General features: G+C 71.4%; 15 protein-coding genes. 1 reads left to right on the top strand and 14 read right to left on the bottom strand.

From position 1 onward, the window contains the following. Nucleotides 1-92: 92 nt before the first annotated feature. From AB0H84_RS37990 to AB0H84_RS37935, 12 genes are all read right to left on the bottom strand, one after another. A complete protein-coding gene (locus AB0H84_RS37990) occupies nucleotides 93-617 on the bottom strand; it encodes an NAD(P)H-dependent oxidoreductase (RefSeq protein ID WP_357615660.1) in 525 nt (174 codons plus the stop codon). Next, entirely contained in the window at nucleotides 614-1,951 is a 1,338-nt protein-coding gene (locus AB0H84_RS37985) for an LLM class flavin-dependent oxidoreductase (protein WP_357615657.1), read from the bottom strand. The genes AB0H84_RS37990 and AB0H84_RS37985 overlap by 4 nt, the downstream gene beginning before the upstream one ends. Beyond that, nucleotides 1,948-2,808 (bottom strand): ABC transporter permease, encoded by an 861-nt coding sequence (locus tag AB0H84_RS37980; RefSeq protein WP_357615654.1) that lies wholly within the window; start codon nucleotides 2,806-2,808, stop codon nucleotides 1,948-1,950. Before AB0H84_RS37980 ends, AB0H84_RS37985 begins: the two co-directional genes overlap by 4 nt. Then, nucleotides 2,801-3,607: an ABC transporter ATP-binding protein gene (locus tag AB0H84_RS37975; RefSeq protein ID WP_357615651.1), complete on the bottom strand. Its 807-nt coding sequence runs from the start codon at nucleotides 3,605-3,607 to the stop codon at nucleotides 2,801-2,803. The genes AB0H84_RS37980 and AB0H84_RS37975 overlap by 8 nt, the downstream gene beginning before the upstream one ends. After that, on the bottom strand, nucleotides 3,604-4,614 hold the full coding sequence (locus AB0H84_RS37970; protein WP_357615649.1) for an ABC transporter substrate-binding protein: 1,011 nt from the start codon (nucleotides 4,612-4,614) through the stop codon (nucleotides 3,604-3,606). The genes AB0H84_RS37975 and AB0H84_RS37970 overlap by 4 nt, the downstream gene beginning before the upstream one ends. A gap of 175 nt (nucleotides 4,615-4,789) precedes the next feature. After that, nucleotides 4,790-5,914, bottom strand: coding sequence for an LLM class flavin-dependent oxidoreductase (locus AB0H84_RS37965; protein WP_357615646.1), 1,125 nt, complete (start codon nucleotides 5,912-5,914; stop codon nucleotides 4,790-4,792). Then, complete coding sequence (locus AB0H84_RS37960) at nucleotides 5,911-6,945, bottom strand: LLM class flavin-dependent oxidoreductase (RefSeq protein ID WP_357615643.1); 1,035 nt, start codon at nucleotides 6,943-6,945, stop codon at nucleotides 5,911-5,913. The genes AB0H84_RS37965 and AB0H84_RS37960 overlap by 4 nt, the downstream gene beginning before the upstream one ends. Further along, the gene (locus AB0H84_RS37955) at nucleotides 6,942-8,147 is read right to left on the bottom strand and encodes an LLM class flavin-dependent oxidoreductase (RefSeq protein WP_357615640.1); all 1,206 of its coding nucleotides are present in this window, start codon (nucleotides 8,145-8,147) and stop codon (nucleotides 6,942-6,944) included. The genes AB0H84_RS37960 and AB0H84_RS37955 overlap by 4 nt, the downstream gene beginning before the upstream one ends. Beyond that, nucleotides 8,144-9,466: an NtaA/DmoA family FMN-dependent monooxygenase gene (locus AB0H84_RS37950; RefSeq protein WP_357615637.1), complete on the bottom strand. Its 1,323-nt coding sequence runs from the start codon at nucleotides 9,464-9,466 to the stop codon at nucleotides 8,144-8,146. Before AB0H84_RS37950 ends, AB0H84_RS37955 begins: the two co-directional genes overlap by 4 nt. A gap of 103 nt (nucleotides 9,467-9,569) precedes the next feature. Beyond that, a complete protein-coding gene (locus tag AB0H84_RS37945) occupies nucleotides 9,570-10,898 on the bottom strand; it encodes a lanthionine synthetase LanC family protein (RefSeq protein WP_357615634.1) in 1,329 nt (442 codons plus the stop codon). A 32-nt stretch (nucleotides 10,899-10,930) separates the two neighbouring features. Continuing rightward, nucleotides 10,931-11,071 (bottom strand): hypothetical protein, encoded by a 141-nt coding sequence (locus AB0H84_RS37940; RefSeq protein WP_357615631.1) that lies wholly within the window; start codon nucleotides 11,069-11,071, stop codon nucleotides 10,931-10,933. A gap of 61 nt (nucleotides 11,072-11,132) precedes the next feature. Then, entirely contained in the window at nucleotides 11,133-12,305 is a 1,173-nt protein-coding gene (locus tag AB0H84_RS37935) for a transposase (protein ID WP_357615628.1), read from the bottom strand. A 239-nt stretch (nucleotides 12,306-12,544) separates the two neighbouring features. On the opposite strand from AB0H84_RS37935, the gene AB0H84_RS37930 reads away from it, so the two are divergent. Further along, a complete protein-coding gene (locus AB0H84_RS37930; protein WP_357615625.1) occupies nucleotides 12,545-12,877 on the top strand; it encodes a putative quinol monooxygenase in 333 nt (110 codons plus the stop codon). A 30-nt stretch (nucleotides 12,878-12,907) separates the two neighbouring features. Here AB0H84_RS37930 and AB0H84_RS37925 read toward each other — a convergent pair whose 3' ends face one another. Both AB0H84_RS37925 and AB0H84_RS37920 read right to left on the bottom strand, forming a co-directional pair. Beyond that, on the bottom strand, nucleotides 12,908-15,733 hold the full coding sequence (locus AB0H84_RS37925) for a beta-galactosidase (RefSeq protein WP_357615622.1): 2,826 nt from the start codon (nucleotides 15,731-15,733) through the stop codon (nucleotides 12,908-12,910). A gap of 185 nt (nucleotides 15,734-15,918) precedes the next feature. After that, nucleotides 15,919-16,788, bottom strand: a complete 870-nt coding sequence (locus tag AB0H84_RS37920; RefSeq protein WP_357615619.1) for a fumarylacetoacetate hydrolase family protein — start codon at nucleotides 16,786-16,788, stop codon at nucleotides 15,919-15,921. Nucleotides 16,789-16,793: the final 5 nt, after the last annotated feature.

Genomic DNA, 16,793 nt, shown 5'->3' with positions numbered 1-16,793 from the left:
CGGTGCCCGGCGGGCCTCCGGCACGCGCCGCGCGTCGCGGGCCTGCCGGGCCTCCTTGGCCCGCCGGGCCTCACGAGCGGCCACCGTCTCCGTCATGAAAGTGCCCCTTCCTTGAGCACAGCGGCCACCTGTGGCGTCACCCGATCGGCCCATCCGGCCAGCACCTCCTCCAGCTGCGGAATCTGCGACTCCAGCACCGCCAGCCCGGGGGTGGGCACGAAGGCCCCCAGCTCCACCAGGAGCGGCCTCAGGTGCACCTCCACCGCCAGCGCATGCTTGGGGTCCCCCATGACCAGCAGCGGCAGCGCCGCCCTGCCCGCCAGCGCGTCCGGCGGCAGCCGGTCGAGGAGCGACTTCAGCAGGCCGGTATAGGTGCCCTTGTAGGTCGGGCTGGCCACCACGAGCAGGCTCGCCCCGGTCACCAGTTCCAGGGCCGCGCCCACGTCGGGATGCTTGTCGGGTGAGAGCAGGTGGGGCCCGAGCCCCGACAGGTCCACGACCTCGTACGCCTCCGAGGAGGCCCCGAGGCGGCCCCCGACCGCCCGGGCGGCGGAGGTGGCGACGGCGAGGGTGCGGGAGCCCGCCCGGGGGTTGCCGACCAGCGTCACGATGCTCATCGCGCCGCCGCCACTTCCGCCCGCCGGGCGGCGGCGTACCGGGACGGCGGTCTGGGCAGGCCGTAGTTCTCGCGGAGGGTACGGCCCTCGTACTCATACCGGAACAGCCCCCTGACCTGCAGCTCCGGCACCACGTGGTCCACGAAGTCGCTCAGCCCGCCGGGCAGGATCGGCGGCATGATGTTGAACCCGTCGGCCGCCCCGGCGAAGAACCACTCCTGGAGCTGGTCGGCGATCTGCTCGGGCGTGCCGGCGACGACGCGGTGGCCGCGGCCGCCGGCGAGGCGGCCGAGGAGCTGCCTGACCGTGAGGCGTTCGCGCCTGGCCAGGTCGATGACGAGCTTGCGCCGGCTCTGCGCCCCCTCCGTCTCGACGGACACGTCGGGCAGGGGCCCGTCCAGCGCGTCCTCGGTCAGGTCGATGCCGGTCAGCTGGGAGAGCTGCGCCAGCCCGTACGCGGGGATGATGAGGTCCTCCAGCTCCTGCTCCAGCCGCAGCGCCTCGCGCTCGGTCGAGCCGATGATCGGCGAGATGCCCGGCAGGACGAGCAGGTCCTCGTGCCGCCGGCCGTAGGCGGCCAGGCGGCGCTTCAGGTCGGCGTAGAACTCCTGCCCCTCCTCCAGCGTCTGCTGGGCCGTGAAGACGGCCTCGGCGTAGCGGGCGGCGAACTCCTTGCCGTCCTCGGAAGACCCGGCCTGGACCAGGAGCGGGTGGCCCTGGGGCGGCCGGGAGGTGTTGAGCGGCCCGCTGACCGCGAAGTGCTCGCCGGCGTGCTCGATCGCGTGGATCTTGCCGGTGTCGGCGTAGAGCCCGCCGGCGCGGTCGCGCAGGACCGCGTCGTCCTCCCAGCTGTCCCAGAGCTTCCGTGCGACGTCCAGGAACTCGGTGGCCCTGGCGTAGCGGTCGGCGTGGGAGGGGCGGACGACGCCGAAGTTGCGGGCCTCGGCCTCGCCGGCGGAGGTGACGATGTTCCAGCCGGCCCGGCCGCCGCTGATGTGGTCGAGCGAGGCGAACTTGCGGGCCACGTGGAAGGGCTCGTTGTACGTCGTCGACACGGTGGCGATGAGGCCGATGTGGTCGGTGACGGCCGCCAGAGCCGACAGCAGGGTCAGGGGTTCGAGGCCGCCGAGCGCGTTGTGCCTGACGTTGCCGTGCAGGGCCACGCCGTCGGCGAGGAAGACGGAGTCGAGCTTGCCGCGCTCGGCGATCCTGGCGAGCTCCTGGTAGTGGCGGACGTCGGTGAGGCGGGCGGGCTCGGTCCGGGGATGTCTCCAGGCCGCCTCGTGGTGGCCGACGCCCATGAGGAAGGCGTTCAGGTGGAGCTTTCTCGTCACGTGGTCCTCCAGGTGGAGAAGCGGCGCTCGACGCCGACCAGGAGCAGGTTGAAGAGCACGCCGAGCACGGAGATCGTGATGATGCCGGCGTACATGTCGGGGATGCGGAAGCTGGACTGGGTGTCGAGGATGAGGTAACCGAGCCCGGCCTTGGCGCCGACCATCTCGGCGAAGAGCAGGACGAGGATCGAGTACGCGCCCGCCAGCCGCACCCCGGTGAAGATGGTGGGCACGGCGGCGGGCAGGATCACCTTCTGGAAGAGCCGGGCCGGGCCCAGGCCCATCGACCTGGCCGACTTGATGAGCAGCGGCTCCACGGTCTTCACGCCGCTGACGGTGTTGAGCAGGATCGGCCAGGAGCACGCGTACAGCACGAACGCGACCTTCGTCGTCTCCCCGATGCCGAGGATCAGCGTGAACACCGGCAGCAGCGCCACCGCGGAGGTGTTGCGGAACAGTTCGAGCAGTGGGGTGAGGAAGTCGGCGACCGGCTTGTACCAGCCGATCAGCAGGCCGAGCGGGATCGCCAGCACGATGGCCAGGCCGAAGCCGGCCAGCGAGCGGGCCAGGGACGCCTCCAGGTGCTCGGGCAGCTGGCCGCTGGCGAGGAGGTCGTACCAGGCGGTGAGGGTCTCCGAGAGCGGCGGGACGAAGACGGGGTCCACGACGCCGAGCCGGGGCAGCGCCTCCCAGGCGGCGAGGAGGAGCAGGATGGCCGTGGAGTTGGTGGCCGCCCGCCGGACGCGCCCGCCGAGGAGCGGCCGGCGCGTTCTCTCCTGCGGGACGTCCTGCTCGGCCTCGTCGTCGGGCAGGTCGTACCAGTGGATGTCCCCCGGGAGCAGGCGCTGCTCAGCCATGGACCGTCGCCACCTTCCGCTCCTGCACCTGCGCGGCCGCGACCTCTTCGCGCAGCAGGCTCCACACGCGGTGGCGGTACTCGCCGAAGGCGGGGTCCGCCCTCAGGTCGCCCTCCCGCGAGTCGAAGCGCACGTCGATGACCTCCTTGATCCGGCCCGGTCTCGAGGTCATCACCGCGACCCGCTGCCCGAGGTAGACGGCCTCGTCGATGCCGTGCGTGATGAACACGACCGTCTTGCCGGTCTGCTCCCAGACGTGCACCAGCTCCTCCTGCAAGGACTCGCGGGTCTGCGCGTCCAGGGCGGCGAACGGCTCGTCCATCAGCAGCACGTCGGGGTCGAACGCGAGGCTGCGCGCGATGGCGACCCGCTGCCGCATCCCGCCGGACAGCTCGTGCGGATAGCGCTCCTCGAACCCGGCCAGCCCCACGAGCGCGAGGTGCTCGCGGGCCCGCCGCACCCGCTCCTTCTTCGGCACGCCCTTGGCCTCCAGGCCGAACTCGACGTTGGACCGGGCCGTGCGCCAGGGGAAGAGCGCGTACTGCTGGAAGACGACGCCCCGGTCGAGGCCGGGCCCGGCCACCGCCGCGCCGTCGATGAGGATCTGGCCGGAGGTCGGCGCGGTCAGCCCGGCGATCAGGTCGAGCAGGGTGGACTTGCCGCAGCCGCTGGGGCCGACGAGCGTGAGGAACTCGCCCTCGCGCACGTCGAGGTCGATGCCGGAGAGCGCGGTGAACGGCCGCGGCTCGTCCCTGACCTGGAACGTCTTGGTCACGTTCCGGATGCTGATCTTGGTCATGAGCCGTTCCCTCCGGCGAAGGGGTTGAACTGGTTGGTGTAGAGGTCGGAGATCTTGACCTGGCCGGGCTTGATCTCGCCCTCGCGCTCCAGCCAGTCGAGCCAGGTCTTGAACTCCTGGTCGGAGAGGACACCGCCCTTGGCGGCGATGCCGGTGCTCTTCCAGAAGCGCACGGTGTCGGCGCTCTCGTTGCGGCCGCGCTTGGCGATGATCTGCTCGAACTCGGCGACGACCTCGTCGCGCGAGTGGGTCTGCGCCCACTCGATGGCCTTGGCGAACCCGGTCACGAACGTCTTGACGGTGTGGGGGTTCTCGGCGATGAAGTCCTCTCTGAACACGACGGACCCCGCCGTGAACGGGCCGAACAGGTCGATGTCCTTGAACAGGGGGCGCAGCCCGCCGCGCTCGAGTGCCTTGTCCCTGAGCACGCCACCGAGGGTGCCGACGTCGAGCTGCCCCTGGCGTACCGCCTGCTCGGTGTTGACCGGCGGGATGACCACGAGCTGGACCTGCTTGATCTCCTCGGGTGTCAGGCCCTGGCGCTTGAGGTACTCCTTGATGACGGCCTCGTGGTGCGCGCCGAGGGTGTTGACGCCGATCTTCTTGCCGATGAGGTCGCGGGCGGTCCTGATCGGGCTGTCCTCTTTGACGTAGTAGCCCTGGTAGGTGTCCTTGTCCGAGCCGTAGTAGCCGATGACCGCCTTGATCGGGGCCTTGGCCGCCTTGAGCTTGATGACGGCGCCGTTGAACGCGCCGCCGAAGTCGGTCTGGCCGGTGGCCGCCGACTGGATGTCCTGGGGGCCGGACGTGGTGTTGCCGACCCACTTCAGCTTGACGTCGCCGAGATAGCCGAGCGCCTCGGCCAGCTCGGGAAAGGTGACGGTGCCCACGTTGCCCTGGTAGCGCAGCACCTTCACCTCCTTTTCCGGGTTCGCCTGGGCCGTGCCGCAGGCCGCCAGGACGGCGGGCAGTAAGGCGGCCAGAAGGGCATGTCTGAACTTGATCACGATGGGTCCTCTGATGGAGGGGGAGAGAGGTGTCAGCGGTACGTGATCAGCGACACTGCGCGCTGGCGACGTGGCCGAAGTCCACGTGCGGGCGCGTGGTCAGGTAAAGGCCCATGACTACGACGCTACGAGCCCGAGCCCCTAAAGTCAATTTTTCCTACTGGATATGCATGAATTAGTGCCAAGCCTGCGCGAGCAGCTCGTACGAGCGCACGCGGTCGGCGTGGTCGTGGGTGATGGTGGTGATCAGCAGCTCGTCGGCCCCGGTGACCCGCTGGAGCACCCGCAGCCCGTCCGCGACCGTCTCCGGGTCGCCGACGAACTGGGTGTCGACGCGGTCGGCCACCAGCCTCCTGTCCTCCTCCGTCCAGACGTGGGCGCCGGCCTCTTCGGGGCTGGGGTACGGAACGGCGCCCTGGCCGGTGCGGATACTGCGTACCCAGAGGCCGTAGGGCTTGGCGAGCTCCCGCGCCGTGGCCTCGTCGCCGGCCACGACCGCGTCGGCGGACACGACCACGTACGGCTCCTCCAGAACGGCGGACGGCTTGAACGCCTCCCGGTACGCCTCCACGGCCTCCAGGACGGACGAGGGGCTGACGTGGTAGTTGGCGGCGAACGGCAGGCCCCGCTCCCCCGCCACCTGCGCGCTCTGGCCGCCGCTGCTGCCCAGGATCCACAGCTCGACGTCCGCGCCCTCGCCCGGGACCGCGTGCGCGGCCAGGCCGTCGGCCGAGGTGTACGTACCCGCCAGGAACGCCTGCACCTCGTCCAGCTGGTCGGCGAAGTCGGGGGTCCGGGCGCCGGGCTGCTGGAGCAGCGACGCCTGGAAGGCGAGGTGCGGCACCTTGAGCAGCGCGGAGAAGTCGAACGGCGGCGGAATGAGCAGCCCGTCGACGACCCGCCCTCCCCCACCACCTTCATGCGCGGGGGGACGGGAGACGGCGCGGGTGAGTTCGGCGCGGCGCTGGCCGGAGCGGCCGAGGCCGAGGTCGATGCGGCCAGGGTGGGCCGCGTCCAGGAGGCCGAACTGCTCCACCACCGCCAGCGGCGTCTGGTGGCCGAGCTGCACCGCCCCCGAGCCGACCCTGATCCGGCTGGTCGCCGCGGCCACCAGGCCGATGAGCACGGCGGGCGCCGAACTGGCCACCCCCGCCGCGAAGTGGTGCTCGGCCAGCCAGTACCGGCGGTAGCCGAAGGACTCTGCCCGCCGCGCCAGGTCGACGGTGTTGCGCACCGCGTCCCCGGCGGTGCCGCCGGAGGGGATCGGCGCCAGATCGAGAATGGACAGGGGAACCGTCATGACGACCCTCCGGGGAACGGCCTGCTGGGGATCTCCTTGCGCAGCACCGGGGCGATCTCCGACTGGAACAGCTCCAGCGCCTCGCGGTGCTGCTTGTCCGTCAGCCCGTCGGCGTCCGCGTGCAGGTGCATCACCTCGTGCCCGAAGCGCTCGTGGTACTTCAGCACCTTCTCGATGACCTGCTGCGGGCTGCCGACCAGGAGGGAGCTCCGCTCGATGGCGTCCTCCAGAGAGTGGAAGACCGGCGGCACCCCGTACTTCCTGAAGGTCTCCAGCCGGGCGTCGAAGATCGGCCGGTAGGTCTCGACGGCCTCCTGAGAGCTCCTGGTGGCGTAGTAGCCCGCGCTGCCCGCCCCCACCAGGGCGTCGGCCGGGTCGTGGCCGTAGTGGGCCCACCGTTCCCGGTAGTGGTCGATCAGCTCGGCGTACGGGTCGATGGGGTTGGTGACGTTCGCGGAGAAGAGGGGGTCGCCGTAGAACGCGGCCAGGTCCACCGACTCCTTGCTGGTGGCGCTGCCGTGCCAGACGCGGATCGGCTGCTGCAGCGGCCGCGGCCAGGTCTCGGCGTCCGTCAGCGACGGCCTGAACCGTCCCTCCCAGGTCACCTTCTCCTCCCGCCACAGCCTGCGGAACAGCTCGTACGACTCGCGGTTGCGATCCCACTGGTCCTCGGCGGTGACATGGAAGAGCTGGGCCTGGGCGGCGCCGTTCCCCTTGCCGATGATCAGCTCGAGCCGCCCGCCGGACAAGTGGTCGAGGGTGGCGTAGTCCTCGTACGCCCGCACCGGGTCGAGCAGGCTGAGCGTGGTGACCGCGGTGAACAGCCGGATGCGGGACGTCTTGGCGGCGATGTGGCTGAGCACCACGGGCGGCGAGGAGGAGATGAACGGCCGCTCGTGCCGCTCCCCCACCCCGAACCCGTCGAATCCCAGCTCCTCGGCGAGGATCGCGTTGGAGACGACCTCCTGGAACCGTTCGCTGGTGGGTCTGCGGCCGTCATGAACGATCAGGGTGATGGCCAGAAATTTCACGCAATATCCGCTTTCTGGGAGGCGTAACGGTTGATCGCAGGCGGCAGGCCGAGGTGGCCGCGCAGGGTGGCGGCCTCGTACCGGTCCCTGAAGGCGCCGCGCCGCCGCAGCTCGGGGACGAGCTGCCGGGTGATCCCCTCCAGGTCGAGCGGCAGCACGCCGGGCCGCAGCCGGTACCCCTCGATGCCCGACTCCCGCCAGTCCAGCAGCAGGTCGGCCAGCTCGGCGGCGGTCCCGGTGAAGGTGAACGCGTCGGAGCCGGGCGGCGGGTCCAGCTCGTCGAGCCGGGCCTTGCGGTCGGCGGCGTCGTCGCCGACGTGGACGAGCAGGTCGGCGAAGACCTTGAGCGGGTGCCCGTCCCTGGGGGCGCTCCTGACCTGCTCGACGATGTCCCGCGCGTGGTCGCGGCCGTGCGGGGTGACGAAGACGACGTCGGCGGAGCGGGCGGGCAGCTCGTACGGCACCGCCGACCCGCCGTGGTCGAGCACGGTCACGACCGGCTGCCCCTGCGGCGGCCTGGGCGTGATCGACGGCCCCTTGACGGAGAAGCGGGAGCCGGTGAAGTCGATGTAGTGGAGTCTGTCGCGGTCGATGAACCGGCCGGTGGCCACATCGCGGATCTCGGCGTCGTCCTCCCAGCTGTCCCAGAGCCGCCTGGCCACCTCGACGGCGTCGGCCGCCTCCTCGAACAGCTCCCCGATGAGCCGCTGAGCCCGCTCGTCGGGCTTCCATCCACCTGTCGTGTCCAGCTTCGGGATGAGCGCCGGGATCTCCCTGCGGCCGAAGTGGGCGGCCTCCCAGCCGCGTGCCGAGACCTGGACCCGCCAGCCCGCGCGCCCCAGGCTGACGTGGTCCAGGCTCGCGATGCCGATGGCCACGTGGAACGGCTCCGTATGCGTGGTCGTGGCCGTCGGCACCAGTCCGATGCGCGTGGTGAGCGGCGCGAGCGCCGCCGCCAGCAGCACCGCGTCGAACCGGCCGCGCACCTGGTCGGTCCGGTCGTCCGGCCCGTCGAGGCGGGTGCTCTGCAGGCCCAGGGCGTCCTCGATGGTGACGAAGTCGAGCAGCCCGCGCTCGGCCTCGGTGACGAGCCTGGCCCAGTGGCGGGCGGTGAACAGCTCCCGCGCGTTGACGGCCGGGTCCCGCCAGGCGGCCGGGTGCCATCCGGCGCCGTCGAGTGCGACGGCCAGGTGCAGGGTCATGCCGCCGCTCCGAGCCCGAGGTGGTCGCGGAGCGTGGTCCCCTCGTAGTCGGTACGGAAGACGCCGCGCTCCTGCAGCAGCGGCACCACCTGGTCGACGAAGTCGTCCAGCCCGCCTGGGGTGAGGTGCGGGACCAGGATGAACCCGTCGGCGGCGTCCGTACGGACGAACTCCTCGATCTGCGCGGCCACGGTCGCGGGCGAGCCCACGAACGACTGCCGCCCCGTCATCTGGATCACCAGCTCGCGGATGGTCAGCTCCTTCTCCCGGGCCACGGCCCGCCATCTCTCGGCCACCGCGACCCGGTCGGCCACCTGCACGCGGCCCTGCGAGACGCCCTGCTCGACGGCCGGATCCACGCCGGGCAGGGGGCCCTCGGGGTCGTAGCCGGACAGGTCCCGGCCCCAGATCTGCTCCAGGAACGCGAGCGCCGTCTGCGGCCCGACCTGCTGGCGGCGGATCTCGGCGGCGTGCTCCGCCGCCTCGGCGTCGGTGTCGCCGAGCGCGAACGTCGCCCCTGGCATGATCTTGAGCTGGTGCGGCTGCCGCCCGTACCTCGCCAGGCGGCGCTTGACGTCGGCGTAGAAGGCGCGCCCTTCCTCCAGCGTGCCGTGACGGCTGAAGACGACGTCGGCGTTGGCGGCGGCGAACTCCCTGCCCTCGTCGGAGTCGCCCGCCTGGATGACCACGGGATGGCCCTGCGGGCTGGGCGGGACGTTGAAGCGCCCCTCGATGTCGAAGTGCCGGCCCCGGTGCCGTACGGTCGCGACGGCGTTCGGCCGCAGGAACTTCCCGATCTCCTGGTCGGCGCGGAGCGCGTCGGGCCGCCACGAGTCCCACAGCTCGCGCGACAGCCGCACGAACTCCTCGGCCCGCGCGTAGCGCTCGGAACGGTCCAGGTAGCCGCCGCGGCGGAAGTTCTCCCCGGTGAAGGCGTCCGAGGTGGTGACCACGTTCCAGGCGGCGCGGCCCGCGCTGAGGTGGTCGAGCGTGGCCAGCCGCCTGGCCAGCTCGTACGGCTCGTTGAAGGTGGCGTTGACGGTGGCGGCCAGCCCGAGCCGCTCGGTGACGGCGGCGAGGGCGGCCAGCACGGTCAGCGACTCGGGGCGGCCGACCACGTCCAGATCGTGGATGCGGCCCTTCAGCTCGCGCAGCCGCAGGCCCTCGGCGAGGAAGAAGAAGTCGAACCTGCCGCGTTCGGCAGTGCGGGCCAGGTGCTGGAACGACGCGAAGTCGATCTGGCTGCGGGATCGGGGGTCGGCCCAGACGGTGGTGTTGTTGACGCCGGGGAAGTGCGCGGCCAGATGAACCTGCTTCATGCGATCGGCCCGGAGAGGCGGTCGCGGCGGTGCTCTGTGGAGGCGGTCATGCGTGCTCCTTCGGTAATACCCGCTTAAACAGTAGGAAAAGCGGGTATCCCTGTCAACGGAGCACGGACGTGGGCAACGGGATCGCCGGGAACGGGTTGTCGGGCAGCAGGATGACGCGGCGCGGGCGGTCGGCCTGACCTGCGGCGTCGAGGTGCAGGAGCGCCGCGCCGATGCCGGCCGCGCCCACCATGTAGCCGGTGTCGGCCGTCACCTCGCCCGGGCGCAGCCGCCGGTACGCCTGGTACCAGCGGTAGCCGCGCCCGTCGTGGTCGGTGGCCCGGCCGATCAGGTCGGCGGCGAGCCGGCGGGCGTACTCCAGGTGGGCCTCGTCGCCCGTGGCCGCCCAGAGCCCCACGAAGAGCTCGACCAGGCCGGCCGTGCCGCAGCACTGGCAGGCCACGTTCCAGTAGCCCTCGGTACGGCGCCGCGGCACGCCGCTCTTGACGATGCCGCGCGCCAGCCGCTCCACCCACTCCAGGTCGCCGGGGTCGCCCGCCACCCGGTAGAGCTCGTAGAACATGCGGGCCACGCCGGCCGAGCCGGAGCAGAAGCCCAGGTAGTGCAGCTCGCGGGCATGCGGCACGTGGTGCGGGACGACCGCACAGCCACCGCTCACGACGCTGATCTCGCGGACGAAGGCCGCCCCGCTGCGGGCGGCGAACAGGAACCGCTCGTCGCCGGTCACCCCGTACAGGCGGGCCAGCAGGAACGCCGTGCCGGACGTGCCCGCGAGGAAGCCGGGCGTGACCGCGTCCACGGGCAGGTCGGCGCAGTCGCCGAAGCGGTGACCCGGGACGGGCAGCCGGGCGATCCGCAGCCCCGCCTCCACGGCCGCCTCCTCATAGGCGGGCACGCCCAGGTGGGCGGCCGCCCGCAGCAGCCCGAGGATGATGCCGCCCTCGCCCCGCTGGGCGGGATCCCGCGACCACCCGACGCCGTGCTCGGACTCCCGCCCCCTGCGCACGATCACGTCGGCGATGGCCGCCGCCTCCGCTTCGAAGCCGCCCTCGCCGAGCGCCCAGCCCGCCTCCATGAGCGCGACCATGGTGCCGGTCAGCCCGTGGTAGAGGGAGAGGTCGTCCTGCTCGCGCCAGGTGGCGGCGAGCCTGCGGGCCCCCGCCCTGGCGTCCTCCAGGTACGCCTCGTGACCGGTCGCGGCGGCCAGCTCGAGGAAGAACAGCACGATGCCCGCCGCGCCCGAATAGAGGGACCCGGGTTCGGCGGTCACCGCCGAGCCGGCGTGCGGGTCGGGATTGGCCGTCCAGTGCCGCCCGTGGCCGTCATCGGCCGCGGCGGACCTGATCCACCGGCCCGCGAGGATGGCGGCGGTCAGGGGGGAATCGGCTCGGGCGCTCGAAGCGCGGATCCTGTCCAGGCTCACATCTCGATTATCCCACACATTTGGTAGGAAATTCAGGAAAGTCGCGGAACCGCCTCGACCAGTTCCCGCGTGTACGGGTGCCGGGGCCGCGAGAACACCTCCGTGACCTCTCCCTGCTCTACCACCTTGCCGTCCTTCATGACCAGGACCCGGTCGGCCACATGATGCACCACGCCGAGATCGTGGCTGATGAACAGCGTGACTCCTCCGCTCTCTGACGGGAGCGGCTTCTCGCTAAGCCGCTTGCGCAGCGTCGCGAAGGGCAAGCCCTGCCCTGAGAATGTTGATCGCCGCGTTAACGTCGGCATGCGCGCTATGCCCGCACGCCGTACATCGGAACACGGCTTGGCTGGGGCGGTTCTCCCGAGCGCTGTGCCCGCACCGGGCGCAGGTGCGGGAGGTACCGGCGGGGTTCACCGAGACCAACTCTCGACCGGCGCTTTCAGCCTTGTGCGCGAGGATCCGCAGGAACACCCCCCAACCCGCATCCAGAATGTTGCGGTTGAGCCCGGACTTGGCGGCCACGTTGCGGCCGGGCTGCTCGATCGTGCCGGACGCCGAGCGGGTCATGTTCGCGACCTTCAGGTCCTCATGCACGATCACGTCATAGCCGCGGACCAGGGCCAGCGCTGCCTTGTGCGCCCCGTCCAGGCGTTGACGCCGCACCTTGGCATGCAGCGCGCCAACTCGCATCACGGCCTTGCGACGGCGCTTGCTCCCTCGCTTCTTACGGGCGAGCTCCCGCTGCGCGATCGCCAGCCGGTCCGCGGTGGCGGCCAGGTGGCGAGGATTGTCCAGATGCCCACCGTCGCTGGTGGTGACCAGGTGCGCGACACCGAGATCCACGCCGACGGCCGCGCCGGTTGCCGGGAGCGGCTCGGCGGGCACGTCATCGCATGACAGGACCACATACCAGCAATTGCGCTCCCGCGTGACGCTGATCGTCTTCACCCTGCCCCTGACGGGCCGGTGCTGGTGGACGCGTACGTGCCCGACCCCTTGAAGACGGACGAACGTCGCCGACGGGTGCTCGGGCTGGGAGTCCCAACGGCAGCCGTCACCGTCTTTGGGCCACTCCACTGTGTCGAACCAGCCGCGCCCCTTGAACCGGGGAAAGCCCGGCGTGCGGCCCTGGCGCACCCGCGTGAAGAACGCCGTGAAAGCCTTGTCCAGACGGCGCAACGTGGCCTGCTGGGACGAGAACGACCACCGGCCCTGCCCCTCCGGGTCGTCGGCGCGGATGTGCTTCAACTCCCCGGACTGGTCACCGTACCGGATCGAGACGCCCGCCTTACCGTAGGCCGTGCGCCGATGCTCCAACGCCGCGTTGTACAACTGCCGGTGGTCCTCCAGGCACGCCGCCAGCGCAGCGGCCTGCTTGCTGGTGGGGCGCAGCAGAAACTTCACCGATCTGCGCACCTCCACCTCCCACGCTCTGTAACGAGGCCACCACACTATCGGCAGACGCCGACAAAATCCGGAGGCAGGGAGCGCGGATTCCCTCGCCGACTGAAGCAAGCGGTCCCCTCCACGCCCAATCTGATGGACAGATCGGTGCTTGTCCTGGATCCCGGCGAGCAGGTCCGTCATCGGCCGGCCGATACTCTCGTGCTGTACTGCCGCCGAGCCTCGATGGAGCCAGCCCGATGATCTTCATTACCGCCAAGTTCCGCATCCTGCCCGAGTACGCCGACCGCTGGCCGCAGATCGCCGCCGAGTTCACCGAGGCGACCAGGGCCGAGCCGGGCTGCCTGTGGTTCGACTGGTCGCGCAGCGTCGCGGACCCGGCCGAGTACGTGCTGGTGGAGGCGTTCCGCGACGAGGCGGCCGGGGCGGCGCACGTGCAGTCGGCGCACTTCAAGCAGGCTCAGCAGACGCTCCCGGGGCACCTCGCCGAGACGCCCCGCATCATCAACGCCATCGTCCCGCAGGACGACTGGTCCCTGCTCGCCGAACTGGCCGTCCCGGACCGCGACTGACCCACCCGTGCCCGGCGAGGGGCGGGAGACCTAGCGCGTGCTCCGGACGTTCCCGTAGGCGAACAGGCTGATCGGCCCGGGTCCCGTCACCGGCTGCTCGGCGGTGATGGCGAGGGCGAGCGTGTTGCTCCCGCGCTCGTCCAGGATGCCGGCCGGGAGCACGAAGTCGCGCTGCGGGCCGATGTCGCCGCCGTACTGGCCGACGTTCCAGCCGTTCAGGAAGATCTGCACCCGGTACGCGGGCGACGGGTCGCCGCCGAAGCGCAGCCCCAGAGGCACGTCCTGGCCCTTGGGGAGGTCGAGGCGGAACGTGGTCCGGTGCCAGGTGACGCCGGGAGGCAGGTTCGCGTCGGCGGCCTTCCAGGATTTGTCGGGAAAAGTCGGGAGGTGCCAGCCGGTGCGCTCCCCGTACAGGCCGCCGTTGTTGAGCGGGCCGCGGACCCGGTCAAGGGCGGCCGCACCCTGGATCCGCCACCTGATCGGAGTCCCGCCGACGGTGGCGGCCACCAGGCCACGTGGCTGCTTGAAGCGCAGGTCGTCGGCGATCCAGTCGTCGTTGTGCCCCGTGTTCGCGACGAGGACGGAGAGCACGTTGTCCGCGCCCGGCTTGAGCGCGCCCGCGGGGACGTCGAAGTGGCCGGGGCCGGGGTCGGGGTTGGGTGGGGTGGAGCTGTCGCCGGAGTCCGCCTCGACGCCTCCGGCGGCCGAGCCGAGGTAACGGCCGTTGAGCCAGACGAGGTAGTTGCCGCGCAGCCCGGTGATGGCGTTCAGGTCGATCCTGGTCTCGGTCCCGGTGGCGGTGAAGTGGCCCCGGTACCAGACGGCGCCGTGGTGGTAGCCGTAGTCGTCGGCGTACAGGACCGGCAGGGTCTTGGGCGGGTGCGGGCTCGCGGTCGTGGTGTGGTCGGCGGCGGTCCAGCGCGAGTCGTCGAAGCCGGGCTCGGCCTCCGGCGCCTCGGCATGGGAACGCCACGAGGTCAGCGCGGGCAGGCGGACCGGCTCGGGGGCGCGGGTGGCGCCCAGGAGGGAGCCGCTCGGTGTCCGGGTGACGCGTACGTCCTCCGCGCCGATCCTGAGCCGCCGCGTCGAGGGCGGCGCGAACACCTCGACCTGCCCCGCCGCGGTGTCCGCCGCCAGAGTCAGCGTGTCGCCGCGGACCGAGGCGGAGCGCACGAGCTCGGTGCCGCGCACCAGCACCGGCGCCGAATCCGGCCCGGCCCGCCAGAACCCGGCCGCCGTCTCGTCCGTGCCGAGCAGGAGCAGCAGCGGCCGCCGCCCGCCGCCGGTGACCAGCACCCTGGCCAGACCGTCGTGCACGTAGTCGAGGCGCAGGTCGCCGTCGCGGTAGGCGGCCCGCACGGCTCCGTCGAGCACCTTGACCACCGGCTGGGAGCCGTACCGCAGGATCGTGGCGCCGGGCGAGCCCGCGGTCCCGTACAGGACCGCGACGTCACGGCCGCCGATGAGGGCGTGCGTCATGATCTCGGACGTGGACAGGACCAGGCGCTGGCCGCCGAGGTCGTACCCGGCGACCAGGACGTGCGCGTCGCGCCCCTTGACCCGCACCGGCACCGTGAAGCGCCCGTCGGGGGCGGCCCAGTCGAGAGTGGCGTCGTCCGTGCCGGTGGCGGCCCGGTCGGCGTGCTTCACGAGGACGAACTGGGTGCCGGTGTCGGGGTTCGCACGGGCGACCGTGGTGAGGGCGGGGTTGTCCGGGGCGGCCGGAGCGGCGGCCGGGTCGGTCTTGGCCAGCGGCGCGACGGCCTGAAGGAAGTAGCCCTGGCGCTTGAACTCGTCGTACTTGGGCGTGAGCTGCCGGGCCTCGGTGATCGCGGCGCCGTAGTCGTAGGAGGTGTAGACGTCGTTGGGCTGGGCCAGCCAGCCCCAGTTCGTGCCGCCGTACCCCATGTAGTACGACGCCATCGTGGCCCCGGTCGTGATCAGGTTGTTCTTGTAGAAGTACTTCATGTACGCGGGCCCGGTGAGCTCGCGGCACTTGTCGTACCCGGCGTTGCCGAGATCGATCGCGCCCGCCTGGTACTCGGCGGCGAACACGGGGATGTCGTCACGCAGCCTCTCGGTCAGCCCCTCGCCCCAGGGACCCCACACGTCAGGGTTGGCGCACTCGAAGGACTGCGGGTAGTCGTCCACTCCCGGGATCTGCACCGCTCCCGGCCCCGTCGCCCACGTCGAGCTCCAGCTCCCGGCGTCGCAGCAGTCGTTGGTGGTGATCGGCACGTCGATGCCGTCCGCCCGGGCCTGGTCCTGGATGTCCTGCATGTACGCGGCGTCGGTGTTGACCTGGTACTCGTTCTCGGCGTTGTAGAGGATCACCGGGCCGCCGTCGGTGACCTGGTGCCTGGCGATGATCGGGTTGATCCGGTGCAGCCACTCGCGGTACGCGGCCCGGTATCCGGCCTCGCTGCTGCGCGCCCGTCCCGGCACGGTCTTCACCCAGGCGGGCAGGCCGCCGCCGCTGGTCTCGGCGTTGATGTACGGCCCGGGGCGGGCGATCACGTACAGGCCGGCCTGCTGGGCGGTGCGCAGGAGGCGGTCCACGTCGCGCACGCCGGTGAAGTCGTACACGCCGGGTTCCGGCGAGTGGTAGGCCCAGGAGAAGTAGACCGAGACGGCGTTGAACCCGGCCGCCCTGAGCTTCTCCAGCACGTCCCGCCAGAGCGCCGGGCTGGGCAGGCGGAAGTAGTGGAACTCGGCCGACTGCAGGACGAGCCGCTCGCCGTCCACCATCAGCGAGTACCTGTCGTACGTGACCTCGTGCGCGGCGGCCTGGGCGTGCGGGGGCACCCCCAGCAGGGCGCAGAGCATGACCAGGAACACCGCGAGAGATCGCCTCATGCTCATTAATTTGGACACCATCCAAACCAAAGTCAACAGACGTCTCATCCGCACGCGTCCGTCATGAGAACGCGGACTCACCGAGCCCGACCCACCGCACTTCGGCGGGGACCCTTTGGGGAGCACGGAGGAGCTAGGGGTGGGCGCCCGCGACGGTGGGCGCCCACCCGGCCACGGTCAGGTGGTCAGGAGCGCATCGACTCCAGTCCCTTGACCACGGTGGTCGTGAGGGTGCCGATCTCGCCGATGCCGATCGTCACCGCGTCGCCGTCCTGCAGCGTGAACGGCAGGTCGGGGACCAGGCAGGTGCCGGTGGCCAGCACGGCGCCGTCGGGGAAGAGGTCGGCGCGGAAGAGGTAGCCCGCCAGGTCGTCGAGGCGGCGGTTCAGCTGGGAGGTGGAGGCCTTGCCGTCCCACACCGTCTCCCCCGCCCTGGCGATGCTGAGCGTGATGTCCAGCGCGTACGGGTCGGACACCTCCCACGCCGGCCTGATCGCGGGGCCGACCGCGCACGCGCCCAGGTAGATCTTGGCCTGCGGCAGGTACAGCGGGTTGACGCCCTCGATGGTGCGCGAGCTCACGTCGTCGACCACCGTGTAGCCGGCGATCTCCCCGGCCGCGTTCAGGACCAGGCCGAGCTCCGGCTCCGGCACGTCGATCTCGGAGTCCGACCGCACCGCGATGCGGCCGCCGTCGCCGGAGACCTTCCAGGCCACCGACTTGAAGAACAGCTCGGGACGCTCGGCGTCGTAGACCAGCTCGTACACGTCGGCGGCGCGCTCGCTCTCGAGCACCCGGGCCTCGCGCGAGCGCCGGTACGTCACGCCCGCCGCCCAGACCTCCATCAGCCCGTCCACCGGCGCGAGCCGCCGCACGGACCCGGAGGGGTGCTCCGGCCCGTCCGCCCCGGCCATCCGCTCCCGCAGCCCTTCGACCGGCAACCGCAGCAGCTCGGCCACGGTGGTGACGCCGGACAGCTCCACCACCCGCGCGCCGTCGTCGACGCCGACGGCGGGCGCGTCGGTCAAGGGGCTGACGAACCGTACGATGTGCATTGCCT

Origin of the sequence: Nonomuraea sp. NPDC050786, from assembly GCF_040654115.1 — a bacterium.
Lineage (GTDB): Bacteria > Actinomycetota > Actinomycetes > Streptosporangiales > Streptosporangiaceae > Nonomuraea.
Note: the sequence above shows the minus strand (reverse complement) of the source record. Positions and strands in the feature narration are given on the sequence as shown.

Excerpts from the sequence above, each read along its gene's own strand:
- AB0H84_RS37920 (WP_357615619.1), bottom strand. The coding sequence starts at position 16,788 with ATGCACATCGTACGGTTCGTCAGCCCCTTGACCGACGCGCCCGCCGTC.
- AB0H84_RS37980 (WP_357615654.1), bottom strand. The coding sequence starts at position 2,808 with ATGGCTGAGCAGCGCCTGCTCCCGGGGGACATCCACTGGTACGACCTG.
- AB0H84_RS37965 (WP_357615646.1), bottom strand. The coding sequence starts at position 5,914 with ATGACGGTTCCCCTGTCCATTCTCGATCTGGCGCCGATCCCCTCCGGC.
- AB0H84_RS37990 (WP_357615660.1), bottom strand. The coding sequence starts at position 617 with ATGAGCATCGTGACGCTGGTCGGCAACCCCCGGGCGGGCTCCCGCACC.
- AB0H84_RS37950 (WP_357615637.1), bottom strand. The coding sequence starts at position 9,466 with ATGAAGCAGGTTCATCTGGCCGCGCACTTCCCCGGCGTCAACAACACC.
- AB0H84_RS37955 (WP_357615640.1), bottom strand. The coding sequence starts at position 8,147 with ATGACCCTGCACCTGGCCGTCGCACTCGACGGCGCCGGATGGCACCCG.
- AB0H84_RS37925 (WP_357615622.1), bottom strand. The coding sequence starts at position 15,733 with ATGAGGCGATCTCTCGCGGTGTTCCTGGTCATGCTCTGCGCCCTGCTG.
- AB0H84_RS37930 (WP_357615625.1), top strand. The coding sequence starts at position 12,545 with ATGATCTTCATTACCGCCAAGTTCCGCATCCTGCCCGAGTACGCCGAC.
- AB0H84_RS37975 (WP_357615651.1), bottom strand. The coding sequence starts at position 3,607 with ATGACCAAGATCAGCATCCGGAACGTGACCAAGACGTTCCAGGTCAGG.